The sequence below is a fragment of the Paenibacillus sp. P4_E11 genome (assembly GCF_056401635.1).
On sequence record NZ_JBFUIX010000001.1, the window covers coordinates 77,486 to 102,394 of the forward strand.

18 protein-coding genes are annotated in these 24,909 nt (G+C 54.2%); 8 read left to right on the top strand and 10 right to left on the bottom strand.

What is annotated here, in order from left to right; all coding sequences use genetic code 11:
• Positions 1-11 precede the first annotated feature (11 nt).
• From AC1DWB_RS00290 to AC1DWB_RS00300, 3 genes are all read left to right on the top strand, one after another.
• Positions 12-875, top strand: a complete 864-nt coding sequence (locus AC1DWB_RS00290) for a carbohydrate ABC transporter permease (protein ID WP_477539014.1) — start codon at positions 12-14, stop codon at positions 873-875.
• A gap of 92 nt (positions 876-967) precedes the next feature.
• Complete coding sequence (locus tag AC1DWB_RS00295; protein ID WP_477539151.1) at positions 968-2,737, top strand: sensor histidine kinase; 1,770 nt, start codon at positions 968-970, stop codon at positions 2,735-2,737.
• Positions 2,738-2,756: 19 nt separating this feature from the next.
• Positions 2,757-3,566, top strand: a complete 810-nt coding sequence (locus AC1DWB_RS00300) for a response regulator transcription factor (RefSeq protein WP_477539015.1) — start codon at positions 2,757-2,759, stop codon at positions 3,564-3,566.
• 333 nt (positions 3,567-3,899) lie between these two features.
• Here AC1DWB_RS00300 and AC1DWB_RS00305 read toward each other — a convergent pair whose 3' ends face one another.
• From AC1DWB_RS00305 to AC1DWB_RS00320, 4 genes are all read right to left on the bottom strand, one after another.
• Positions 3,900-4,745 (bottom strand): sugar phosphate isomerase/epimerase family protein, encoded by an 846-nt coding sequence (locus AC1DWB_RS00305; RefSeq protein ID WP_477539016.1) that lies wholly within the window; start codon positions 4,743-4,745, stop codon positions 3,900-3,902.
• Positions 4,746-4,809: 64 nt separating this feature from the next.
• The gene (locus tag AC1DWB_RS00310; RefSeq protein WP_477539017.1) at positions 4,810-5,970 is read right to left on the bottom strand and encodes a dihydrodipicolinate synthase family protein; all 1,161 of its coding nucleotides are present in this window, start codon (positions 5,968-5,970) and stop codon (positions 4,810-4,812) included.
• Between the two features lie 53 nt (positions 5,971-6,023).
• Positions 6,024-7,175, bottom strand: coding sequence for a Gfo/Idh/MocA family protein (locus tag AC1DWB_RS00315; RefSeq protein WP_477539018.1), 1,152 nt, complete (start codon positions 7,173-7,175; stop codon positions 6,024-6,026).
• 116 nt (positions 7,176-7,291) lie between these two features.
• Positions 7,292-8,179 carry a LysR family transcriptional regulator gene (locus AC1DWB_RS00320; protein ID WP_477539152.1) on the bottom strand — a complete coding sequence of 296 codons (888 nt, stop codon included), beginning with the start codon at positions 8,177-8,179 and terminating at the stop codon, positions 7,292-7,294.
• Positions 8,180-8,305: 126 nt separating this feature from the next.
• On the opposite strand from AC1DWB_RS00320, the gene AC1DWB_RS00325 reads away from it, so the two are divergent.
• From AC1DWB_RS00325 to AC1DWB_RS00335, 3 genes are read left to right on the top strand one after another with little or no spacing between them, the layout of a single operon-like run.
• Entirely contained in the window at positions 8,306-8,908 is a 603-nt protein-coding gene (locus AC1DWB_RS00325) for an ankyrin repeat domain-containing protein (RefSeq protein ID WP_477539019.1), read from the top strand.
• Positions 8,909-8,939: 31 nt separating this feature from the next.
• Complete coding sequence (locus AC1DWB_RS00330; RefSeq protein ID WP_477539020.1) at positions 8,940-10,178, top strand: amidohydrolase family protein; 1,239 nt, start codon at positions 8,940-8,942, stop codon at positions 10,176-10,178.
• Position 10,179: 1 nt separating this feature from the next.
• Positions 10,180-11,616, top strand: coding sequence for a purine/pyrimidine permease (locus tag AC1DWB_RS00335; RefSeq protein WP_477539021.1), 1,437 nt, complete (start codon positions 10,180-10,182; stop codon positions 11,614-11,616).
• A 290-nt stretch (positions 11,617-11,906) separates the two neighbouring features.
• On the opposite strand, the gene AC1DWB_RS00340 is transcribed toward AC1DWB_RS00335, so the two are convergent.
• The 4 genes from AC1DWB_RS00340 to AC1DWB_RS00355 form a co-directional block, all read right to left on the bottom strand.
• Positions 11,907-14,162 carry a copper amine oxidase N-terminal domain-containing protein gene (locus AC1DWB_RS00340; protein WP_477539022.1) on the bottom strand — a complete coding sequence of 752 codons (2,256 nt, stop codon included), beginning with the start codon at positions 14,160-14,162 and terminating at the stop codon, positions 11,907-11,909.
• A 79-nt stretch (positions 14,163-14,241) separates the two neighbouring features.
• The gene (locus AC1DWB_RS00345; RefSeq protein WP_477539023.1) at positions 14,242-16,008 is read right to left on the bottom strand and encodes a glycerol-3-phosphate dehydrogenase/oxidase; all 1,767 of its coding nucleotides are present in this window, start codon (positions 16,006-16,008) and stop codon (positions 14,242-14,244) included.
• Between the two features lie 147 nt (positions 16,009-16,155).
• The gene (glpK, locus tag AC1DWB_RS00350; protein WP_477539153.1) at positions 16,156-17,643 is read right to left on the bottom strand and encodes a glycerol kinase GlpK; all 1,488 of its coding nucleotides are present in this window, start codon (positions 17,641-17,643) and stop codon (positions 16,156-16,158) included.
• Positions 17,644-17,685: 42 nt separating this feature from the next.
• Positions 17,686-18,240: a glycerol-3-phosphate responsive antiterminator gene (locus AC1DWB_RS00355; protein WP_477539024.1), complete on the bottom strand. Its 555-nt coding sequence runs from the start codon at positions 18,238-18,240 to the stop codon at positions 17,686-17,688.
• Positions 18,241-18,496: 256 nt separating this feature from the next.
• On the opposite strand from AC1DWB_RS00355, the gene AC1DWB_RS00360 reads away from it, so the two are divergent.
• Positions 18,497-19,120: a DUF3298 and DUF4163 domain-containing protein gene (locus AC1DWB_RS00360; RefSeq protein ID WP_477539025.1), complete on the top strand. Its 624-nt coding sequence runs from the start codon at positions 18,497-18,499 to the stop codon at positions 19,118-19,120.
• 95 nt (positions 19,121-19,215) lie between these two features.
• The gene (locus AC1DWB_RS00365) at positions 19,216-20,460 is read left to right on the top strand and encodes a PASTA domain-containing protein (protein WP_477539154.1); all 1,245 of its coding nucleotides are present in this window, start codon (positions 19,216-19,218) and stop codon (positions 20,458-20,460) included.
• Positions 20,461-20,562: 102 nt separating this feature from the next.
• Here AC1DWB_RS00365 and AC1DWB_RS00370 read toward each other — a convergent pair whose 3' ends face one another.
• Together AC1DWB_RS00370 and AC1DWB_RS00375 are read right to left on the bottom strand one after the other, a co-directional pair.
• Positions 20,563-21,441, bottom strand: a complete 879-nt coding sequence (locus AC1DWB_RS00370) for a TetR/AcrR family transcriptional regulator (RefSeq protein ID WP_477539026.1) — start codon at positions 21,439-21,441, stop codon at positions 20,563-20,565.
• 23 nt (positions 21,442-21,464) lie between these two features.
• Positions 21,465-24,656 carry an efflux RND transporter permease subunit gene (locus AC1DWB_RS00375; RefSeq protein ID WP_477539027.1) on the bottom strand — a complete coding sequence of 1,064 codons (3,192 nt, stop codon included), beginning with the start codon at positions 24,654-24,656 and terminating at the stop codon, positions 21,465-21,467.
• Between the last annotated feature and the right edge of the window lie 253 nt (positions 24,657-24,909).

A 24,909-nucleotide genomic window follows, 5' to 3' on the forward strand; every position in this document is an offset into this window, starting at 1 on the left:
GGGAGACCACCATGCGCAAGTTAAGCTTGTTTCCAATTGTGAACGGGGTTGGTATGACCCTATTCTGCTTCCTAATGGTTGCGCCGATGATCCATTTGCTTGCCGTGTCGATCAGCGCCCCGGAGTTCGCCAATGCGCGGATCGTAGGTCTGTGGCCGAAAGGTTTCCAGTTGGACGTGTATAAAGAAATTGTGGCATCCCGTTCGCTCTGGCGCTCGATGGGCGTCAGCATCTATATCACGATACTAGGCACACTGATAGCCCTGCTGTTGAACTCATCGCTTGCTTATTCATTGTCCCGTGCCTTCATGCCTGGCCGAAAACTGTTTTTGAAGCTCATTTTGCTCACGTTCATTTTTCCAGTCCCCCTCATTCCGAGCTACCTGCTGGTTAAGGAGCTGGGCATGCTTGATACCCTATGGTCGCTGATGGTGCCGGGTGCGATTGGAGCTTTTTATATATTCATCATCAAGGCTTTCTTCCAGGGCATCTCGAGCGAACTGTTCGACGCGGCCAAGATCGACGGAAGCAGCGAAATCGGGCTCTACGCGAAGATCGTGCTCCCTCTGTCCATGCCGGTCATGGCAACGATCGCCCTCTTCCATGCGGTTGGTCAGTGGAACTCGTACTTCTCCGCCATCATCTTCCTGCGAACCAAGTCCCTCTATCCGTTGCAGGTGCTGCTGCGGAACATGATCGTGGAAGACGGCTCCAACTCGGGGATTGACAACAATTTTCAACTCAATATGCAATTCACACCGGAGATGATGAAGGCGGGAATCGTCCTCTTCGCGACCGCACCCATCTTAATTGTGTACCCGTTCCTGCAAAAGTATTTTGTCAAAGGCGCCATGCTCGGATCTTTGAAGGAATAGATCGTTCTCAGCAACACCCAAATGAGGTATGATAAGCGTAAATTCCGCTGGAACCGATGTGACTCTATATGGAATGGAATCCCGTGAAGATAATGCTGACAAGAATGATAACGATACGCGCCAAGCTGGCCGTACTGTTCATTGTCCTGTTCCTGTTCCCGTTCTCCGTCTCGGCGATGCTCTGGTACGAGAAATCGACCGCCTCGATCGAGGAGAATGCCGTCCAGACGACAGAGCAGCTTCTAATGCAGATGAACCGGAATCTCGATTATTACTTCTCGGACATCAAGAAAACGACTGTGCCGCTCTTGACGAATCCGATTGTGCAGCAATTCATCAGACTGGAGCCGTACGAGACGTATAAGCAGTTTAGTGTGAGCGAGCAAGTGAAGCAGGAACTGTATCCGAATTACTTGTACGGCCGTAAAGATGTATACGGTTTCACATTGCTGTCATCCAAAGGTGTATATTTAAGCAACGTAGATATGCGCGACCGCATCCCGATGTATAGCGAGCTGGAAACAGGTGAAGACAATTACCGACACCTCGGCATCAGCATCGTACAATCGACCCCGGTGCTGACCATATATCGTAAAATTTATGACAACACTTCCTACAAGGCCGGAGGAGCGCTCGTCATCGATCTGCTGTTAGATCAAATTCTCGATACGATCGACAATGTTCATTTGGGGCAAACCGGGATCATCTCGATCGCCGACTCCAACGGCCGCTATTTGTACCATCCGAACCGGCTGCAATGGGGAGCTCCGATTCCCTTCAGCTACAAAGAGCGGATTGGGGATCTGGGGCAGGTTCATTTTGTAAGTGACGGGGGCGACGGGAAGAAGATTGTCATTGCGTTCCGTTCCGAATTTACCGGGTTGACCCTGATCTCCGAAGTCCCGCTCCAGGAGCTGATGGTGAAGCTGGTGTTCATGCGCAATCTGACGATCGTGCTGGGAGCTGCCATGCTGCTGTTCGCGGTGGTCATGATCGTCGGCTTCTCCTTGTCGATTACGAAGCCGCTGTCGCTGCTTATGAGGCTGATGAAAAAAGTCGAGCTTGGCAACCTGCAGATCCGTGCCCCTGTCCGTAAAGACGAGATCGGCTCATTGAACAACGGGTTCAACCGCATGCTGGACGAAATTCAACGGCTGATCGAGATCGTCCATTATTCCGAGATGAGGGAGAAGGAAATGGCGATTAAGCAGCGTGAATCGTTGCTGCAGTCGCTGCAATTGAGAATCAACCCGCATTTTCTATACAACACGCTTGAAGCGATTAACGCCTATGCCATCGTAGCCAAGGTGAAGCCGATCAGCCAAATGACCGTATGGCTTTCGCAAATATTGCGATACAGCATCAGCCATCCCGATAAGGCCGTCCAGTTGGCAGAAGAAATGAACCATATCTTCACTTACTTTAATATTCAAAAGGAGCGTTTCCGTCATTTGAAGCTCGAAGTGCAGTTGGAGCCCGAATGGCTCGACCAAGTGCATATCTTGCCTCTTACGATTCAGCCTCTCGTGGAAAATGCCTTCATGCATGCGTACGAGAAACATAAGCTCAAGCCGGATTATATTGGCATGTTCGGTAGAGCTGAGCCCGACATATTCACCTTGTCCATCGTGGACAAGGGCTTAGGAATGGCGGTGGACATTGCGCAGGCTTATAATCAGGCATTCGAGCACGTGACGGAACAGGAGATGTTAAAGCCCGACTTCCAACAGTTTCCGCGATTAGGATTGTGGAACGTCCACAGTCGGCTGCGGCTGGCATTCGGCTCTCCGTATGGCTTGACCATTGTTCGATCCGATGAGGAAGGCACCGTTATTCAGATCAAATTGCCATACGTGCAGTGAGGAAAGCGGGGGTGTTATCGTGTATAAGGTCATCATAGCGGACGATGAATATATGGTGAAGCTCGGGTTGAAGACGTTGATTCATGACGAGACCACGGACTTCCAGGTAGTCGGCGAGGCGGAGGACGGGGAGGAGGCATTGGAGCTGATTGATCGGCTGCAGCCCGATCTGTTGTTGACGGACATCCGGATGCCGGTGATGGACGGGTTGGATCTGCTCCGCGAGGTGCATAGCAAGCAGCTACGTACCGATACGGTTCTCGTTTCCGGCTACGGGGAGTTCGCCTATGCCCAGGAGGCGCTTCGATATGGCGCGGTAGACTACTTGTTGAAGCCCATCCAGGCAGACGCCCTGCTGGGCTTGCTCAACCGGCTACGCGACAAGTGGGTCGGCTCCGCAGAATCGGTGCACGGCGATGTCGCACTAAGCGACGAGCCACAGCCCGATGACCGAGCATCAGCCTCGTTCCTCCGCGTCGAAACGGACTCCTGTCATTCGGGCTATAAGCAGATGGTCGTTCAAGCTTTGGTGTACATGGAAGCGCAGTTCGCCGACCCGCAGTTTTCCCTGAGCGAAGTAGCTGGCCACCTACACATTTCGCCAGCGTATTTCAGCTTCATGTTCAAGAAGATCGAAGGCGTGCCCTTCATTCAATACTTGACGAGGATGCGGATGGAGCTGGCGAAGCAGATGCTGGCGGACTTCTCCAACAAGATCTATGTGGTGGGCTATGCCGTCGGGTATCCGGAATATACCCACTTCACAAAAGCGTTCAAAAAATATGCAGGTTGCAGCCCAACGGAATACCGGCAGCTGTTGGGAGGGTAGCGACGTGGGGCGCGGGTGCGGGCGGTGTTAGACGTTCATTAAAACCTCTGGAGTAGATCACTCAAGAGGAGGTCCTCTTGGTGCTTGAGCTTCGTTTGCGACCCATAACACTGTTTGATCATCCTATTTCTCTTGTCCCATCCGATTTCAGCACTTTTCAGCCCGATAGAGTGATTAAATCACCTTATGATTATGAACCTTTCTCTCGCAGTTAAAAGAGGGAACCTCCGGTTCCACCCCAAAACTTATACTTTCTGGCAATACGCCAAAAAAGAGTAGGACACATCTTCGGCTCAGCCGGTTTGTGTCCTACTCTTTTATTCGCAAAACGTCTTAGCAATGCTCCAAGTAACGCGCCTTCATCGTCGCCACGACTTCGTCGCCTGGCGTATCCCAGATTGCCTGATTGAAGATCTCTACTTCGATCGGGCCGGTATATCCGGCTTGCTCGACGGCTTCGCGCATACGGCGCAGCTCAATCAAGCCGTCGCCCATCATTCCGCGGCCCAGCAGCATATCCGGCATCGGCACGATCCAGTCGGAGACGTGGAAGCCCAGGATGCGGCCGTCTTCGCCCGCCCGAGCGATCTCGCGGTACAGGTGCGGGTCCCACCAGACGTGGAACACGTCGATCACGACGCCGACTTCATGTGCGGCATGGCGGCGTGCCATCGTCGTCGCTTGCTCCAGCGTGACGATGACGGAGCGCTGACCCGCATACATCGGGTGAAGCGGCTCGATGCCAAGCTTCACGCCGCATTGCTGCGCGTACGGCACGATCTCGGCGATGCCATCGGCCACCTGGGCGCGCGCGCCATCGATGTCGCGGTCCGCCGCCGGCCCGCACACAAGCACGAGCACCTCGGCGCCGAGCTCCGCAGCCTCTTCAATCGCGCGGCGATTGTCGTCGATGCGAGCTTGGCGCTCGGCCGCCGTGGCCGCGGGGAAGTAGCCCCCGCGGCACAAGCTTGAGACGCGCAGGCCGGCATCCTGCGCCAGCTTCCGGCTCGCGGACAATCCCGCGTCCGCCACCTTGTCGCGCCACATGGCGATCCAGGGGACGCCAGCGCGAGCACAGCCATCGACCGCTTCCTTCATGTTCCAGCGGTTCGTCGTGATTTGATTCAAGCTAAGCCGATCTATCGTTTGAAACGGTTGATTCTGATTCGAGGAATTCATTAGCTAGGATCTCCTTCACGGAAACGGCGTCGCCGCACATTCCCTGTTAGAATGTCACACTCACTTACGCACCCGACAACGCCAACACATGACGCATACGCTCGGCAGCCAGATCCGGATCAACGAGCAAGCCCGCCTGATCAGCCAACACGAACAGCTCGGACAGATGCACGACCGAACGCCAGCCTTCGGCTCCGCCGATCATACGGAAGTGCGATTGATGACCGTTCAAGTAAGCCATGAACACGATGCCGGTCTTGTATGCGTACGTTGGCTTCTGGAAAATATGTCGGGACAACGGGACGGTCTTCTCCAATAGTGCGTCGTAACGCTTGACGTCGCCGTTGTCCAGCGCATGGATAGCGGCAGCCGCAGCAGGCGCGATCGCGTCGAAGATACCAAGCAGCGCGTGGCTGTAACCTTGTTCGTCGCCGCGGATCAGTTCCGGGTAGTTGAAATCGTCACCCGTATACATCTTCACGCTGGCCGGCAGTTGACGGCGCATAACGATTTCCTTGTCCGCGTCGAGCAGCGAAATCTTGATACCATCGACCTTCGCTTCATTGGCGCGGATAACGCGCAAGCATACATCCATAGCGGCATTCGGGTCCTTATGGCCCCAGTATCCAGCCAGCTGCGGGTCGAACATGTCGCCCAGCCAGTGCAGAATAACAGGCTCCTTCACTTGGCTCAGAATCTTGCCGTAGACGCGCTCATAGTCTTCCGGGCTCTTGGCGCAAGCCGCCAATGCACGGGAAGCCATCAGGATAATGCGCCCGCCTTGTTCTTCTACAAAGCTGACTTGCTCCTCGTAGGCTGCTTCGACTTGCTCAAGCGTTACATTCGGTCCTGGCGTCAGATGGTCCGTACCTGCGCCGGACGCAATACGACCTCCGACCGCGCGCGCTTCAGCCGTGGAACGGCTGATTAGCTCTTTCGCGCGCTCCCAGCTCAAGCCCATGCCGCGCTGGGCGGTGTCCATCGCTTCCGCGACGGCCAAGCCAAGCGACCATAGGTGACGACGATACGCGAGCGTGCCGTCCCAATCGATCTGCGCGTTGTTCAGCGGATCAGCATCCGCGAACGGATCGCACACGACGTGTGCGGCCGAGAAGGCGATCCGGCTCTGCAGCGGCGCTTTCGGCAGTTCTATGACAGCAGCCTGCCCCGGCTCATACGTGAGCCGGGAACCGCCTGCTTGGGGTAAATGCAAGGTTCTTGCCATATTCAAATCTCCCTTCTATTCGAACATCCTCTTGGATTTCTTGGATTACAGGATTACAAGCTCAATTTCGGTACATCGAGCCAACGACGCTCTTCCCAGGATTGCAGACCGAGGTCAGCCAGTTGCGTGCCTTTGGCCCCTTCCAGCAGATCCCAAGGGAACGGAGTATCGATTACAATGTGCTTCAGGAACAGCTCCCATTGCACTTTGAAGCCGTTATCGTATACGGTGTTGGCCGGAACTTCATCCCATTGCTCGATGAACTTGAACGGATTCTCGATGTCCGGATTCCAGACCGGCTTAGGCGTGTGCACACGGTGTTGAGCTTTGCAGTCCCGCAGGCCAGCGACCGCGCTGCCTTCTGTTCCGTCTACATGAATTGTCAGCAAGTCGTCACGGTTCACACGAGTCGTCCAAGAGGAGTTCGCTTGTACCACGATGCCACCCTCCAGCTCGAATGTAGCATAAGCGGCATCGTCCGCTGTTGCAGCGTAACGCTCGCCTTTCTCATCGAAACGCTCTGGAACATGAGTTACACCTAGGCAGGATACCGATTTCACTTCGCCGAACAAGTTGTCCAGCACGTAGCGCCAGTGAGCGAACATATCGACGATAATACCGCCGCCGTCTTCTTTGCGATAGTTCCAGGAAGGACGTTGGCCTGGCTGCCAGTCGCCTTCAAATACCCAGTAACCGAACTCCATACGGACAGACAGGATACGGCCGAAGAAGCCGGAATCAACCAAGCGCTTCAATTTCATCAAGCCTGGCAGGAACAGCTTGTCTTGCACGACACCGTTCTTCACGCCAGCTTCTCTTGCTAGTCTAGCCAACTCCAGCGAGGAAGCCAAGTCCGTCGCAGTAGGCTTCTCACAATAGATGTGCTTGCCTGCAGCAATGGCTTTCTTCACGTCAGCTGCGCGGCGAACCGTCGTTTGCGAATCGAAATAAATGACATTGTAAGGATCAGCCAAAGTCGCATCCAGATCGGTGCTCACACGAGTCAAGCCGTGCTTATCCGCCAAATCCTGCAGCTTGTTCTCCTGACGTCCTACGAGAATCGGGTCCGGCATAATCGTATCGCCATTCGGCAGCGCCACTCCTCCTTGCTTGCGAATCGCCACGATGGACCGAATTAGATGCTGGTTCGTGCCCATCCGTCCCGTTACACCGTTCATAATAATACCTATTTGATGAGTAGCCATTGTTCCATTCTCCCTTTGCTATGAATTTGGATTTCTTACGTTATGCCCTCATTGTAGCTTGCCGAACCGGAAGCGTCTTACTAATCCCAGAACCCGATTCTCATATTCGGAAATGATTAGTTCCTCACATTCTCCTTCAACAACTCGATGAAATGCTGGGCCGTCTGGGACAAATAGTGCTGCTTCAACCAGATTAATGCGGACGAGGCCTCCAGCCCGGCGGCGCCTTCAATCTCTAACGCCTGCACATCATATCCCTGGTGATGCTTCAATACAGTCCCAGGCACGAGCGTAGAACCGAACCCAGATGCGACCAGCTCCAGCAAAATATGAATATCCGAGCATTCGCAAGTCACGTTAGGCGTAAACCCACGTCGCGAGAAAGCATCCACGATCATCTGATACAGCCCGAGCCCTTCTGTGCTAGGTACGATCAGCGGTTCCTTCTGAATTTGCGCAAGCGATATTGGGGAACCGGACTCATGCGGGTATTGGTTGGATGTAACGTAGTAGAACGGCTCGGTCGCCAGCGGCAGCACATGAAAATCACTCAACTCCAGCGGCATGCGAATAATCGCCAGCTCAATAGCCCGTTCGCGCACTAGCTTACATAGCTGAGCCGACTCGTTTTGCTGGATTCTATAGGTAATGTTCGGATACCGGCTTTGAAAAATTCGCAGCAGCTTCGGCAGACGTTCGCTCGATAATGTGTTGACGCCCATCGACAATTTGCCCCTCAGGCCGCTTCCGGTTTCTTTCACTTCGATTTGCGATTCTTCCAATAATTTCACGATGTTCAAGGCATGCTTATACAAGAGCTGTCCAGCTTCCGTAAGCTCCAGCAGCTTGCCTGTTCGTTCCACCAGCTTCACGCCAAGCTCCTGTTCCATCGCCTTCAATTGCTGGCTGAGCGGTGGTTGAGCGATATGCAGCCTGCGGGCGGCAGCGGTTATCTTACGTTCCTCAGCAATCGCTATAAAATATCGCAGTTGGCGGATATCTATGTTCCCTCACTCCTTCACTACATATATGATTAAAGTATGAAACTCGAACAAAACTAATATTTTTCATATATATACTCACATGTTAGCATAGGCATTAGTGACTTTGAAAGAAAGGAGCTGGCGCGGATGGCGAAACATGAAGCTCTTGTCCAAGCAGCAGGACGCGGGGATACTTCCGCTATGTTGGAGCTGCTTCGAGATGGCGCAGACATCGATGCAACGGATTCGCAAGGCCGGACACCGATTATGGCCGCTACTTATCAAAACCATACGGCTACCGTGAAGGCGCTGATCGAAGCTGGAGCTAATCTGAATCTGCGTGACAACCGTCAGGACAATCCCTTGCTGTATGCTGGGGCGGCTGGTCTCTTGGACATTGTGAAGCTTGTCGTAGAAGCAGGTGCAGATACGAAGCTGACGAACCGATTCGGCGGGACGGCGCTTATTCCTGCGTGTGAGCGAGGACATGAAGCCGTTGTCGAGATGCTCCTCACCCATTCTGATATTGACGTGAACCATATCAATCGGCTCGGTTGGACTGGATTGATGGAAGCAGTCGTGTTGAGCGATGGAGGCCCGGTGCATCAACGCATCATCCGGATGCTGATTGAACACGGAGCCGATGTGAATATACCAGACAAGGACGGCGTTACAGCGTTGAAGCATGCCAAGGACCGCAGATTCGCGACGATTGTCCACCTATTACAGACAGCCGGGGCGCAAGATTGATCGCTGCAGACATGGAAGGAATGAAACGAATATGCAACTGGACAAGGAAGCTTATTGGCTCATAAATGTACGATTGGAAAGCGGATATCGCTATGTGGACGGCTTGGTGGATGGGACAGATACGGAAATATGCCATCTTCGTATAGAGGGGGGACGAATCACTGAGATTCGGTCAGCGGCGGCTGGCGTGGCTCCGTTTCAAGATGGGTTACCCCAGGTCGACGCCGGGCGGCTGTTGATGCTGCCTTCGTTCCGGGAGATGCACATCCACTTGGACAAAACTTACTATAGCGGTGAATGGAAGGCAGTCAAGCCGATCGCCAGCATCTTCGACCGTATCAAGGAAGAGCAACAACTGCTGCCTAAGCAGCTTCCAGTTGCTCGTCAGCGAGCCGAGGCCTTGCTTTCGCTCATTCTTGGCTTCGGCTCCACCCATGTCCGCACGCATTGCAATGTGGATCCGGTTATCGGGCTGAAGAACCTGGAGGCGACGATGCAGGCGCTGGAGACGTTCGCTGGACGGATCACACACGAAGTGGTGGCATTCCCGCAGCATGGACTGCTGCACTCGAACGTTGTCACGGAAGTGCGGCAGGCTATGACGCTCGGGGCCACCCATGTTGGCGGCGTCGATCCGTCTACTGTAGACGGCGACATCGAGAAGTCTCTGCAGACGATCATGGACATCGCTGTCGAGGCTAATGCAGGTGTCGACATTCACATCCACGACCGTGGGGAGATCGGCCTCGCGACGATGAACCGGCTTGCCGATCTGACCGAGGAAGCTGGCTGGCAGGGCCGGGTCACCGTGAGTCACGCCTACGGGCTGGCTGGTGATCCCCCTGCTGCCACCGAGCTGGCGCAGCGCATGGCGGCACTCGGTATGTCGGTCACGTCGACCGTTCCGATCGGCGGGATGATCATGCCGCTTCCGATGCTGCGCGACAAGGGCGTCCGGGTCGAGCTTGGCAACGACAGCATTACGGATCACTGGTCGCCGTTCGGCACCGGCGACTGCCTGGAGAAGGCGAAGCGGCTCGCCGAGCTGTACCGCTTCTCCGACGAGCGCTCGCTGTCGCGCACGCTCGGCTTCATCACCGGCGGCGTCATGCCGCTGGGTGCCGATGGCACCCGCGTGTGGCCCGCCGTAGGCGATGCGGCCGACGCGGTGTTCGTGCCCGCGAGCTGCTCCGCCGAGACGATCGCCCGCCGGGTGACACGTCAGGCAGTTATGAAGCAAGGCCGCCTTGTAGCGGGGGCGCTCTCGTAAGATGGGGAATCATCACAATCATCGACTTTATCTGGGTTTGAACACGGTTCAATGGTTTATATTCCTGCTCGCCAATTCGATTGCTATGCCGATAGTAATCGGCAACGTATTTCACTTGTCACTCGAAGAAGTGTCTTCGCTGATGCAGCGGACTTTCTTCATCGTCGGCATCAGCTCGCTCCTCCAGGGCTGGCTCGGTCACCGCTATCCCATCGCCGATGGACCGGCGGGTTCCTGGGTCAGCGTGTTCGTCATCATGGCGGATATGGCCATTCAGCAAGGCCAGAACTTGCGGGATACCCTGCAAATTATTGAAGGCGGGTTACTTATCACGGGTGTGCTGCTGTTCCTCTTAGGTGCGAGCGGTCTGTTCCATCGTATGTTGTTCCTGTTCTCGCCTCTGGTAACAGGGTCCTTCCTGCTGCTGCTGGCGATCCAGCTCAGCGGTGTGTTTCTCAAAGGCATGATGGGCTTGTCCGGCGAGGTCGTGCAGATGGATGTAGGCACAACCGCGATTGCTATTGGGGTGTTCCTACTGGTCATCGTCCTGTCGGTCAAGGGTAAGGGTTGGTTGAAAAACTATGCTGTTCTGATCGGAATCGGGTTGGGCTGGCTCGTGTATGCAATATCGGGGAAAAGCGCAGGTCTTGCCGTTGCGGCAGGAACGACCGCAGGCTCCGGTGCCGCAGTAGGTGCGGCAGCAGGAGCAGGAGCAGGAGCAGGAGCAGGAGCAGGCGCGGCAGGTGCCGATGTCAACTTGGCAGCTGCGACTACCTCTACCGCCGTCCCCTGGTTCAAGCTGCCGGAGATTTATGCGTGGGGAGTCCCGCACTGGAATGTCGGCATTATCGTGACCGGCATACTGTTCACGCTCATTCTCGTCTCCAACACGATAGCGGCGATCAGTGCGGTCAGTCAGGTGGTACCCGCGGATACCAAGGTAACGCCCAAGCAATCGTACAACCGCAGCAGCATGGCCGGGGGTGTCACGCACTTCCTCGCTTCGACGTTTTCAACGATGGGGCTAGTGCCGCTTCCCGTATCGGCGGGATTCATCCAACTGACTGGCGAGAAGCGCAGAGTGCCCTTCCTCGCGGCATGCTTGCTTCTTGCCGGCATTGCGCTCTTCCCTGCCATCGTACGCCTGCTGGCCTTACTCCCGGCACCGGTCGCGAATGCCGCTCTATTCGCCACGTTCGTGCAGATGATCGGCATCTCGTTCCAGTCGATTCTGCGGGAGAAGCTGGACCAGCGCCGCTTGACGATATTAGGCGTCACGCTGGTGTTCGGCGCGGGCCTGATGTTCCAGCCCTCGGCTACGTTCCAAGGGCTACCCTCCAGCTTGCAGTATATATGCGGCAACGGGCTGTTGATCGGCACAATCATTGCTATTGTGCTTGAGCAAATGTGGCGGAAGCAGAGCATGGATAAGAATTGATGTGTGGTGTTTCATGCAGGCCGATCGATCACTTGGATGACTGCAGCAAACGATCCATCGTTGTCTCCTCGTGTTCATTACCTTATCCTGCTGAAACCTGGTATTGCTAACAGGAATTCATCCTGTTAATTACGGCTGTTTCTTGGATAAGTGTAACATGAACTGGATTTCCTCCTGCTAATTGTGACAGTTTCCCCTTTTATAAGGCAAAAGCGAGAAATTAGAGGGAGGAATTCCATCTAATACCTCGCTTTTGCCCTTTTCAGTCCGATTAACAGGAGCATATCCTGTTAATCAACTACTCTAGCGGTGCCCTCTACAAATGTCCCCGTATATACCAGCTTCCCGGTCGTCACATCGAATAGCTTACCTGGCCCATGGTACAATCCGTTCTCGAACTCACCCTCATAGAGCAGCCGTCCCTCCGTCGTCAATTGACGGCCAACGCCCCACGGAATATTTCCCCGCAAGCCACCCTCGTACCAGGTGCCGTCTGACAGCGTCAATCCCCCGGTCTCCGACCTTACTTCAATCGTCATGACCTGTTTAACGGTATCCCAGTCCAGTTTCATGCCGATCATCTGCAAGATACCCGCGTACATATACGTAGTGCCATCCACCAGCTTCGGTGCCAGAGGCAGTGAGACGCTTCGACCATTGAATCGAGCTTCTCCAGAATTAATAGTAAACTGGAATTTGTCTTCGGACCGACCACTCTTCCGGCCGGTTATAACTTGATCAGTTGCTCCCCATGTTACTGTCCACCCAGCCTCCTCCAACGTTTCCCTGAGCGGGACGTACAGCGCGCGATTCTCTAGGAACGGCGCCTGCTGTGGGACGAAACGTTTGCCCTGGATGTAGAATACAATCGGAGCCCTCGTGTCCGGCTTCACTTCAACGAGCAACTTCCCATCCGCCCGCCCGAACGGATCATCAGGTAGCGGTGATCCGACCACCGGCTGTCTGGCCTGTACGTACAAGTAATGGCCGTCGCGACTGCTGCCAATATACCCGCTGTCGTAGTAGAGACCGCTATACAACGTCCTCTGCTCCAACCGATCCGCATCGAATAGCGTTATCGATCCGGTGTACAGCTCGTTACCTTGACGGTTGTAGTCATTGTGCGATGCTGCCCACAAGTGAGTGCCGTTCACCCAACCGGATTGCCAGTAGGATAACTCCATTCCCGAGTAAACACTCTCACTGCCGCGGTATATTCCTCCGTTGGCATAGAAGCGATATTGACGATCGCTCGTTGACGTGAACCCCGACCACCCTGCAGCCGCCGCTGGCGGTTCCCAGACAACGGGCTGCTGATCCTGCCATGTGAGCGTGTAGTTCCATTGTCCGTAAGGCTCCCGCTTATCCAGCGCGAATGTAACCCGCTCCCCATCATCGTAAAAGGTGACCGGCATCCGGCGACCAAATCCCGGATCTTCCGGTGCCCATCCTGTAAGCGATTCGGCCAACACTTGCGTCGTTCCATCGACCGTCGAGTACAAGAGGATCGCCATATGCGGCTCCAGCTCAGGCTTTCCTACCGCCATCAGGATGTACTTCCCATCCTTCGACCAGTTGGCCCCATGTACATACCCGTCTACATGAATGTCCAGCGTATCCCCGGCTGGGATAGGGAGGCTCTGCACTTTATCTCCCGTCGGTTGCTCGTAAAAAAATCCTCGCCGATCCGCCACAAAATCGCCGTTCCCCCGATAATTCAACTGCAACGGAACCGGATAGCGAATTAACACCTGCTCCTGAAGATCGTATAGCGCATACAACTGATCAAACACCGCATCACACTCGCAGAACTGGGTTCCCCTGACGGCGAACAGATAGCGTTCCTCATTCGGCAGCATCCTGAATGAATATGGCGCGTCCACTGTAGCTACTAGCTCCCGGCTGCTGCCATCGGCTGCATAACGCCACAGTTGCTGCGGATTCTGAATCGTGGCTAGCAACACAGGAGCTTCGGATAACGCAGCCCCTTGTGCAGTTAAAGCCCCGTTCACGTTCACCTGGTATTCACCCCAATAATAAGTCCGGGATGCAGGAGATCCGGAAGCCAGCGCGGTAGCGGTAGCGTGGAGCAGATGATCGCTGTCCCATACGAACTTCCAGTCCAGTCTCGACAACGGAAGCCGCTGCTGGACTATGCCATGAGTTTCAATCGACTTCTCCACTGAGCTTCGATTCATGGCTTCAATAAATGCAACCGTATATGTCTGCGGGGAAGAGGACACAAGTGTACGCATCGGAGCTTGTAAGCGCGGCTCTGACTCCAGCCGGATCGTTACGGCTGACGGCGTAGTTGCATCCCCCTGATCCGCACGTGCGAGTGTTGGTGTTACGAGAGCGGCCAGTACGAGTGCAAATGCAACGGCCCTCATAGCACGACGGGTCAGTCCATACAAAATCCAACCCATACTCTGCCCGATGCCCTGCCCGACACCCAGCCCAGCGTCCTGTTCCGTGCCATGTCCTATGATCGATCCTTCGCTCTGCCTGCTCCTCCATATAGCCCCTTCTCTCCACCGAAATCTCATCCCTTCGCCACCTTCCGCCCTTCCATTCATTTACAACTATAGACGTATAGTTGTGTGAAAGGTTGCATCAGGTTTATATTCAGAAATGATCCCGATCAGCCGGAGAAATCGCCTCGCGCAGTCGGTCGTCCAGCTCCTGTCGGTACTCATTCGTCTGTTCCTCCGACCAGCCGAACCGGCCCTTCATCCATTCGATGACGGGCACTTTCCATTGCTGCACCCATGCGATGTCAAAAAATAGGGCGCCCGTCCGCCGGATGAAGAAATCGACTGGCTTCACGGTCATCTCCTCATCGATGGAGTACACCAGCTCAGCGCCAATCAATGCCGGCAGTTCCAGCCCAGGCGATTGCAGCGAGCCTGTCAATCCCGCGGCAGCCTGTTGTTCAGCAGCCGTCACACTTGCGCTTGCTGGCTCTTCCGCAATCGAAGTCGCATTCGCCACCACGCCATACTCGCGCACAAGCGCGAACACGGCGTCCACGTTCGAACCGTACCGGCGAATGAGCCGCTCGGCTTCAGCTTCGCCCAGCCCCATACGGCGGGCCGTCTCGTGCTTCGCGGCGACGAACGGCTCCAGCTTGGCGGAGCCGCCGATGTCACCGCCGGAGATCGGCAACTGCTTCGTCCGGCTCGCCGGAATGAACGGCGCACCAGCCTGCTGCAGCAGCTCGGCGGCTCGATTAACGACCATCTCGGCCATCTTGCGATAGCCGGTCAGCTTGCCGCCCGCGATGGAGATCAGGCCGGAGTCGGATATGAGAATTTCGTCTCGACGCGAAATCTCCGACGGGTCCCGGCCTTCCTGATGAATCAGCGGCCGCAGCCCCGTCCAGCTCGACTCGACATCCTGTTCCTTCAGCCGCACACTTGGAAACATACTATTGACGGCATTCAGCAAGTACGTGCGATCTTGCACCGTTATTTGCGGATTCACCCGGTCCCCGGCGTAGTTTGTATCCGTCGTGCCCACATAGGTTTTGCCCGCCCGAGGAATCGCGAACACCATCCGCTTATCCGGCGTGTCGAAGTAAACGGCCTGCCGCAGCGGGAATCGCCTCTGATCGAACACCAGATGAACGCCTTTCGTCAGATGCAGGGTCTTGCCCTTCTTCGAGCGATCCTGTTCCCGCAGCGTGTCGACCCATGGCCCGGTAGCGTTAATGATCTTCTTCGCTCGAACGCTGTAGGTCTGCCCGCTCAACCTGTCGGTTACCTGGACACCAATCAGCTTCCCTTCCTCATAGAGCAGCTTCTCCACCATGGCGTAATTGACTGCTCGAGCACCAAGCTCTACCGCCTTCTTCATCACTTCAATCGTCAGTCGGGCATCATCGGTCCGATATTCCACATAATAACCGCCACCCTTAAGCCCGTTCTGCATCAGCAGCGGCTCACGCCCTAGCGTCTCGCTCGCGCTAAGCATTTGGCGGCGCTCGCCTTTCTTAACACCTGCCAAATAATCGTACAAGCGCAAACCGAACGATGTGGACAGCTTGCCGAATGTCCCGCCAGTATAGATCGGCAGCAGCATCCATTCCGGTGTCGTCACATGCGGCCCGTTCTCATAGACGATCGCACGCTCCTTCCCCACTTCTGCTACGATCTTGATCTCTAACTGCTTCAAGTAGCGCAGCCCGCCGTGGACCAGCTTCGTCGAGCGACTGGACGTGCCGGCCGCAAAATCCTGCATTTCCACAAGTCCGAGCTTCAACCCCCTGCTCGCTGCATCCAGAGCGATTCCGGCTCCCGTAATGCCTCCACCTATAACGAGAATATCGAGAACTTCCTCCGTCATTTGTTGTAACCATGTCGTTCTCTCCGTACTTCCGAATGAACTACCCATACCTCTCACTCCTCCGCCTCTGCCTCATGTATGAATAGAAAAAACCACGAACAAGCGGCTTACGCAAGCTGCGTAAACGCTGTTGTGGTTTCTCCTCGAACTCCAACCGTATATGAACTTATAGTCGTATAATAGCACACCGTTTGATTAATGAAAAGTGATAGCCGCCCTGACGGCTTTCTTCCATCCGGCATACAGTTCGTCGCGAACAGAACTCTCCATCTGAGGTTCGAACTCCCGATCGACCTGCCCTTGGCCCGCAATCTGTTGCGTATCGCGCCAATACCCGACCGCCAGACCGGCGAGATAGGCCGCTCCAAGCGCGGTCGACTCCAAGATGACCGGCCGCTCCACAGGAACGCCGAGCATGTCGCTCTGGAATTGCATAAGGAAGCTGTTGGACACGGCCCCTCCGTCAACACGAAGCTTCTGCATCGTAATGCCCGAGTCTTCCTGCATCGCGTTCAGCACGTCACGCGTCTGATACGCGAGCGATTCCAGCGTAGCGCGAATGATATGCGCCTTCGTCGTTCCTCGGGTGATGCCGAACATCGCTCCCCGTACATCGCTGTCCCAATACGGCGTGCCCAGACCGACAAAGGCTGGCACGACGTACACGCCTTCCGCTGAGTCCACTTGCAGCGCATAGGCCTCGGTGTCTGATGCCGCCTCAATCACCTGCAGCCCATCGCGCAGCCACTGGATCGCGGAGCCTGCCACGAAGATGCTGCCTTCCAGCGCATACTCGACTCGACCGTTCAGGCCCCAGGCAATCGTCGTGAGCAATCCCTGCTCAGACGCAATCGCAGTATCACCCGTATGCATCAGCATGAAGCAGCCGGTGCCATACGTATTCTTCGCCATTCCCGGCTCGAAGCATAATTGCCCGAACAACGCAGCTTGCTGATCGCCGGCCGCGCCCGCAATAGGAACGGCAACACCTGCAAAGCAGTCCGTTCCCTCCGCGGTCGTATGTCCGTATACTTCGGAAGAAGGACGCACCTCCGGCAACATGGCAGCCGGTATGTTCAGTACCGCGAGCAACTCCTCATCCCACTTCAGCTCATGAATGTTGTACAGAAGCGTCCGGGAAGCATTGGAGTAATCGGTCACATGAGCAGCCCCGTCCGTCAGCTTCCAGATGAGCCAGGTGTCGATTGTGCCGAACAGCAGATGTCCGGCGTCCGCCTTCTCGCGAGCTCCTTCGACTTGATCCAGTATCCATCTGATCTTCGTACCCGAGAAATACGCGTCGATCCGCAGCCCTGTCTTCTCGCGAAACCGCTGCTCCAGCCCTTCGGCCTGCAGTTGCTCGCAGATGGGCGCGGATTGCCTCGACTGCCAGACGATCGCGTTGTACACCGGAACACCGGTACGACGATCCCAGACAACGGTCGTCTCCCGCTGGTTCGTAATGCCGATCCCGGCAATCTGCGCCGGAGATATGCCCGCTTCCGCCAACACCGAGCGGATGACGGCCTGCACCGAGGTCCATATCTCTTCCGCATCGTGCTCCACCCACCCTGGGTGGGGGAAATGCTGGGTGAATTCCTGCTGGGCGATGTGCGCCACTCGCCCCTCCCGGTCGAACAACAGCGCCCTGGAACTGGTCGTGCCTTGATCAATCGCCATCATATACGTAGGGTTCACAGTGAATATCCTCCATAGTCCGATTTGCTACACATAATGTCGCCATAGTTCCTTGTGCGAGGTCGTTACCGCAGTAGCTCCGGCCTGCAAGGCGTTCTCCACGTCGCTCACCGTGCGAATTAACCCTCCCGCGAAGATCGGAATATTCGTACGGCCGCTTACCTCAGTTATGATCTCAGGAATGATGCCAGGCAGCACTTCGATGAAGTCCGGCCGGGTACGCTCCAGTAACGTATAGCTCTTCTCCAGCGCTCCCGAATCCAACAGGAACAGCCGTTGAATAGCCAGCAACCCATTCTGCTTCGCCTTGGTGATCACCCCTGCGCGAGTCGAAATCAACCCCGCGGGCTTGATGTTCTGGCAGAGGAATTCTGCAGCGTATTCATCGTTCTTCAGCCCTTCCACCAGATCGACATGAAGCAGTAGTTTCTTCTCATGGGCTCGGGCCAGATCGACCAGATGCTTCAACTGCCCGATATGACTGTCCAGCAGCACAATGTAAGTGAAGGGGGTCGCGAGCAGCTTTTCCAAATCCTTCACTTTTCGGACAGCCGGTAGAATGCTTTGATTATGAAAAGCCATACATCTGACTCCGTTCCTAATTAAGTGTCTTACGTCTCACGTCCAATCAAAAAAAACACATAAATTGCTTCCTCTTGTTGTCCAGCAACAAAAAAGCAACCTATGTGAATCTCCCAATCTCCATCACCGCTTATCAACTTGATCACATTGTAAGCCTGCCTGAAGTGAAATGTCAATGTGTTCTTGGTTTAACCAACGGAGCGCCAGATGAATAGGCTAATGTATCCTATACTCGCATGTGAAAGGAATGACCCTTATGGCGCTCTACCAACTCCCGACAGCGGTGCAAACTCGTCTGTTGACCGCCCCCGGCGTGAAGATTCAATATCCCAGCGTGTCCGGACTCGCCAACCAATCCGCAGAAGATCACATCAACCGAACGATCTACAAGACCGTGCACGTGCTGCAACAAGAGCAGCAGAAGGTACAGACGGGAACGAATATGGAGATGGTCGGCCATTACGAGATCAAGACGAACGAGCGGGGCATCTTGAGTCTGATTCTCAGCAACTATGCTTATTCCCACCCGATGGCGCACGGCAATACGTTTGCCAGATCATTAACCTTCGACGTGAACACAGGCAAGCTCTACTCACTCGGCGATCTGTTCAAGCCCGGATCCGATTATATCAAGGTGCTGTCCAGCGAGATTGCCGTCCAGCTCAGGATGAGAAACCTCCCGCTGCTTCAAGGCTTCACGGCCATTAAGCCGAACCAGGACTACTACTTGGCGGATAAAGCGATTGTCGTCTATTTCCAACTATACGAGATAACCCCCTATTATGTAGGCATGCCGATGTTCCCCATCTCCGTCTACGCCGTACAGTCGATCGCCACAGAACAAGGACCCCTCTCCAAGCTCTCGGCGGATGTGGTTTAAATTGGCATCTCCTACGAACAATTCTGTGCACCGATGTCGCAAAACGAGGAATCATTTCGAATCTTATAGAATAGGAAAGAAACGAGGTGATTCGAATGGTGTACAGCTCGACCCGGTATGCGCTATCGGCCTTAATCGCTCCGATCGGCCTCGACCGCTTGTATAAAGGAGAAGACTTGACGCTTAAGCGATCTGTGTTAATATATGCCGTCCCGATCCTCCATGAGACTTCAGTTGAGACTTATATTCAAAGGTTAGAGTCCGCGACACATGGCATAACGAATCGGCCATTCTTGCATATACTCGACATGGAGCTCCAACAAGAGCAGATTCATGTTGTTATGAACCATAAGCCGGGCTGTTCGTTGCAGCCCTTCATCCAGCATACACCGCCTTCCGTGATGGATGCGCTGACCATGATTGCGGAATTCGGGCGAGATTTGCTGAATGGAGAAGACGGGACCACGATGAATTTCTCGCTCGCTCCCGCCAATATATGGATAACCGACAATCGTCAACTTAACGTAATCAACTCTTGGGATGCGGCCGTTCACAAAATGAGCCTAGCCAAAAGACTTAGCTTGTTGTTGTATCAGCTCCTTACTCGAACCGAACATATCCCGACAGACTCGGATTCATTCGGTATCCAGCTTAGCTGGTCCTTGCAGCATGGTCCACCGGACCAAATCGAAGAAATCGTCACCGTGGTTAGTCACGCATGGACGGATCAGATGACCGCAGCTTCGTTCGTCCAATGTCTCCAACAGTTGCAGTCGGATTGGCCGCACCAAACAACTTTCACCGCTTCTCCTGCTTCCGCCATTGCGCACCTGAATGAGCCCGTGCTGCCAGATGATGAAGAGGTGGAGGAGGAGGAGGAGGAGGAGGCCACATCCCAGAATGCTCCGTTGTTACGGTTCAGTCGAAAAGTGTTAGTAGGGCTGACGGCTTCTGTAATCGGCCTAGTTGTATTCGTTGGCGTCCTTATTGTGATGATCGAATTCATAGACTTGAAATGGTCACCTTCGACATCAACCGCTACCACGAACCAGGCGCAGCAGCCGCAATCTACCGTTCAGCCGACACCCAGCCAGAAACCGCCATCTCCCAAGCCTTCAACATCTTCACCTGATAGCGAGAGTACGGTTCTAGTCCCTAGCCTGGCGGGCTTAACACAAGCGGCCGCAGAACAACAAGCATTGGCTATGGGCCTCCGGTATACATATTATCTGGAAGTCCACGATCAAGCAGCAGGTACGGTATTCAGGCAAGAGCCTGCAGCCAATGAGTTGGTGTCCAAGGGCAGCCGGGTTACGTTCTGGATCAGCAAAGGGCGGTGAGGCTGAGGCCTCTTGAAAGGGTTGTGAGCTCGAGAAATACGACAAAGCATCCCGTTCCGCATACAGGCGGCTCGGGATGCTTCTCATCACCTTAGATATTTTTCACAAATACGATTCAATATTAGCAATGTGCTTCTTCAGCTTGGTAATCTTCAAGCCCCGAAGCAGTGCGAGCATGCCCTTCACCAGCACGACTTGCGGTTCTGGTTTGTCGAATTCTGCCTCCAGCACCTTGAGCGTCGATTCCAGCTCTTCGAGCTTGACTGGATTCAGCTGTATAGTATCCATGATATCGCGAATCGCCTGAATATCATCGGCTACCCCGGTTATGAGCTTATGCGCGCACGGTCCGTTCTCCGCCATGAATTTGTTGATTTCCTCCAGTTTCATCACCGGTTCGACCTGCTTGCCAATCATGCCATGGACGATATCATCCAGCCGGTCTACAAGGAAGATCGCTATTTGCTGGAAATCCAGCTTGATCTGTCCCTTCACGACATAGCTCATGTAGCCACCCATCATAGCGCCGATCAACGTTGCTGCATCGAATGAATAGGGGCTCGCCTCTTCCCCGTACAACTCTACAATGCACTTCTGGTTCTCGATCAACGAATATCCCTGCAACGAGAACACAATTTGGTGAATTTCTTCGTTGAATTCAACCCGCTCCTGCAACAACATCTTGAGAAAATCGCCGTGATCGACAAAATGGTTGAAACTCAGGACGATTTGGCGAAGCAGCTTCTCCCGCGGAGGCAATGCCTTATCCTCCATAATTGCCCGGAAATCCTTGAACATCAGCTCGAAGTGATGCTTGCATATCTCCACGAGCAAATCTTCCTTGGACTTGAAATAAAAGTAAAGCGATCCTTTAGCCATGCCGAGGGCATCGGCTATATGTTGAATCGACGTGCCCCGATACCCTTTCTCGGCAAAACATTTCATGGCTGCTTCAATAATATGATGCTTCTTCTCACTCACTGTCGTTCACCGCCGCTTCTTATTCAAACTTCGTCTACTTGCTTCCGACGGAATCTGGACAGGAACTCATAAACGATCGGTACAATAATGAGCGTCAGTACAGTCGAGCTAAGCAGGCCGCCAATTACCGTTACGCCCAAGCCCTTGGAGATAATACTGCCCCCCGTGCTCTCGAATCCTAGCGCGAGTGGAAGCAGTGCTCCGACAGTCGCGAGCGCAGTCATCAGAATCGGGCGAAGCCTTGTACCGGCTGCTTCGAGCAACGCTTCACGCGTGCTGAGCCCTTCCATCTCCTTGTGCCGCACGCGGTCCAGAAGCACGATCGCGTTCGTGACGACGATCCCGATCAACATCAGTGCGCCCATCATGGCCGATGCACTTAACGTTTCTCCAGCAATGAAGAGGCCGAGCAGTCCGCCGATCACGGTGAACGGTAGCGAGAATAGGATGGCGAACGGGGTAAGCGCGCCGCCGAATGTGATAACGAGCAGCAAGTATACGATCGCAATAGCCGCCAAGATCGCTATGCCGAGCTGTGTGAACGTTTCTGTGATCTGCTCGGTTACACCGCCGAAGTCAACTTTCACAGAAGCTGGCAGCGACATGCCCTTGATCTTGTCCTGAGCTGTCGTTGAAGCTTTCCCGACGTCCTTCACGGTAATGTTGGCCGATACATCGACGTACAGCTTGCTGTTCTTGTGCGTGATGGAGTTCGTCGATGTGCCCTTCTGCACTTTCACGACGTCCTTCAGCGGCACTTCGATGCCGAGCGGTGATTTGATTTTCGTATTCTCGATGTCGCTAATGCTGCTGAATTGCTTTTGATCGACATTGACATACACTTTGTACGTCTTGCCATCGACCTTTACTTCGGTCAATTCAGGGCGCTGCCGCATCGGACTGAGGGACATGGCGATTTGTCCTGCGGACAAGCCAAGCTGGCTCAGCTTCTGCTGATCAGCAACCAGCGTATATTGCTCATACTGCTTCGACAAGCTGGAATCGATCTTCTCGAAGGAACTGTCTTCCTTGAGCGACTTCTGGATTTGATCCACGGCAGTCTTGATGTCTTCTATATTGTCGCCGTAGACAGACATGCTGAGCTTGCTTCCCCCAAGACCGCCGCCACCGAAATTCATGAACGCCCAATTCCCGGTTGGCTCGGTTTTCTTGAGATCCTCTAGCAGCTTATCCTTTTCCTTAGCGAAGTCCTTGACCTCGTTTTTGTACAAGACGAAGAAGAGAGCAGATTTGGACGGGCCTGCACTCATCGGATTTTGTCCGCCTACCGAGTATTGCAGGTTCGTCACGCCTTCGCGCTGTAAAATCAATTTCTCTGCATCCAAAGCGGTCTTCTCGGAATCGACGAGCAATCCACCTGGTGCCGGGCTATACGTAATCATCGCAAACTTCTGTTCTTCCTCTGGGAGGAAGCTGACTCCGACGACCTTAATCAGCCCTAAGCTTGCCACCAACAGGACGATGGCAATCGAGAACGTCACAAGCTTATGCTTGAGTGTCCAATTGAGTATGCGGCGATAGGCACGACCCAACACACCTGGCTTGTCCTCATCATGTGCAACATGCTTGGCCTTCAACCCTCGGCGGAAGAAAGAGTGCGTCAGCATCGGTACGATCGTGATCGCCACGAGCAACGAAGCGAGCAGCGCGAATACCATCGTCCAGGCGAACGGCAGGAAGATTTGACCGATCGGTCCGCTTACCGTTGCGAGTGGAAGGAAGACGGCAATGGTCACAAGCGTCGAGGACATAATCGGCAGGAACATCTCGCGTGTAGCATCGAGAATGAGCACCTTGCCCTTCAGCTTCTCTGTCTTCAACGACATTCTGCGGTAATTGTTCTCGATGACAACGATGGAGTCGTCGACGACCCGTCCGATCGCGACAGTCATCGCGCCGAGTGTCATCGTATTCAGGGTAATATCCATCTGCTTCAGAACAACTAAGGCAATAAGCAAGGACAACGGAATGGACACGACTGAGATCAGTGTCGTGCGAATATTCCGCAGGAAGATCAAGATGACGACGATGGCGAATAAAGCGCCGAATAATGCTTTATTCAACATCGTCTTGACCGATTCTTCAATCGGCTTGCCCTGATCGAACATGACGAGCAGATCTACGCCGGGGTGATCGAGCTTGACTTGCTCAGCGATCTTCTTCACTCCGTTGACCACAGTCACGGTATTGGCGTCATTCGTCTTCGTTACGTTAATGCCAATCGAAGGGCTGCCGTCTGTGCGGGAGATCGAATCCAGCTTCGTCACCAGCTTCACATCGGCGACTTCCTTCAGCTTGACGGTTGGAATGCCGCCTGAAGTACCAGCTCCGGCTGCACCCGCTCCACCTGTACCTGTTCCGCCAGTTGGAGGGGTTTGCCCAGCACCTTGCTGGCCGCCTGGTGCCGTGCCTGCTCCAACGCCGGCTCCTGCTCCAGTACCAGCACCGGAGGGGATGACCGGAATCGCAATATTGTTCAGATCGTCAATCGTAGTAATGTTGCCGTCAACAACGATCGTCTTCTCGGACTTCTCCATCTCGAACAACCCGAGTGGAACTTTCAAGGCCGACCCTTGGATAATGCCCTTAACCGTATCCTCGGTTAGTCCTAATGACTTCAGCTTGTCCTTATTGAAGGTCAACTGTACTTCCTTCAGTTGCTGTCCGGAGATGGCAACCGTTCCTACACCTTCGATACCTTCCAGTGCAGACTTCACTTCATTGTTCACCAGCGTCGTGATTTCTTCCAGCGATTGGCTCTTGCCCGATATGCTCAGTGAGACGACAGGGAACGCATTGAAGTTAATACGCGAAGCTTGCACTTCCTGTGCGCCTTCCGGACGCGTGAACGTTCGTATAGCTTCACGCAGCTCACTCTCGGCTTTGTCCAGGTCCTTGCTGTAATTGTAGCTCACAATGATGGAAGATACGTTCTCCGATGAGGTAGAACTAACCTCGTCAACACCGTTCAAGTTCTTAAGGCGCTGCTCCAGCGGAATCGTAATCTTATCTGCAACTTCCTGCGGCGCTGCTCCCGGATACACCGTATTGACCGTGAGTATCGGGATTTCAATGTTCGGGATCGTCTCCTGCTTCATGTTCAGTCCCGCATACAACCCGGCGACCGTTACGATGATCGTTAAGATCCACAGCGCAAACTTATTGTTTAGCGAAAAATTAATGATTCCTTTCACAACTCCACTCCTGTCCGCTCTCTTTATTTAGCCGAATCTAATTCGAATATATTATTATATTAATCGAACAACGTTCGAAAATCAAACCACTCTCGTTTCTCTATAGAGTATAGTGTGTTTTTATTTCTACTATACGGATTAACGCTACGTCAGTAGCAAGGCCCCGGCCGTCCAAATGCGTCCATTAAATGGCCTTTCGAAAAAGATGTCCAACTCGCTGCCATAAACGCACAAGAACCTAACCGAATATGCC

What these genes read in the sequence shown, in the direction of transcription:
- AC1DWB_RS00340 (WP_477539022.1), bottom strand. Translation starts at nt 14,162, where the DNA reads ATGAGATTTCGGTGGAGAGAAGGGGCTATATGGAGGAGCAGGCAGAGC.
- AC1DWB_RS00315 (WP_477539018.1), bottom strand. Translation starts at nt 7,175, where the DNA reads ATGGCTACTCATCAAATAGGTATTATTATGAACGGTGTAACGGGACGG.
- AC1DWB_RS00335 (WP_477539021.1), top strand. Translation starts at nt 10,180, where the DNA reads ATGGGGAATCATCACAATCATCGACTTTATCTGGGTTTGAACACGGTT.
- AC1DWB_RS00345 (WP_477539023.1), bottom strand. Translation starts at nt 16,008, where the DNA reads ATGGGTAGTTCATTCGGAAGTACGGAGAGAACGACATGGTTACAACAA.
- AC1DWB_RS00310 (WP_477539017.1), bottom strand. Translation starts at nt 5,970, where the DNA reads ATGGCAAGAACCTTGCATTTACCCCAAGCAGGCGGTTCCCGGCTCACG.
- AC1DWB_RS00325 (WP_477539019.1), top strand. Translation starts at nt 8,306, where the DNA reads ATGGCGAAACATGAAGCTCTTGTCCAAGCAGCAGGACGCGGGGATACT.
- AC1DWB_RS00360 (WP_477539025.1), top strand. Translation starts at nt 18,497, where the DNA reads ATGGCGCTCTACCAACTCCCGACAGCGGTGCAAACTCGTCTGTTGACC.
- AC1DWB_RS00330 (WP_477539020.1), top strand. Translation starts at nt 8,940, where the DNA reads ATGCAACTGGACAAGGAAGCTTATTGGCTCATAAATGTACGATTGGAA.
- glpK (WP_477539153.1), bottom strand. Translation starts at nt 17,643, where the DNA reads ATGATGGCGATTGATCAAGGCACGACCAGTTCCAGGGCGCTGTTGTTC.
- AC1DWB_RS00305 (WP_477539016.1), bottom strand. Translation starts at nt 4,745, where the DNA reads ATGAATTCCTCGAATCAGAATCAACCGTTTCAAACGATAGATCGGCTT.
- AC1DWB_RS00355 (WP_477539024.1), bottom strand. Translation starts at nt 18,240, where the DNA reads ATGGCTTTTCATAATCAAAGCATTCTACCGGCTGTCCGAAAAGTGAAG.
- AC1DWB_RS00365 (WP_477539154.1), top strand. Translation starts at nt 19,216, where the DNA reads ATGGTGTACAGCTCGACCCGGTATGCGCTATCGGCCTTAATCGCTCCG.
- AC1DWB_RS00295 (WP_477539151.1), top strand. Translation starts at nt 968, where the DNA reads ATGCTGACAAGAATGATAACGATACGCGCCAAGCTGGCCGTACTGTTC.
- AC1DWB_RS00290 (WP_477539014.1), top strand. Translation starts at nt 12, where the DNA reads ATGCGCAAGTTAAGCTTGTTTCCAATTGTGAACGGGGTTGGTATGACC.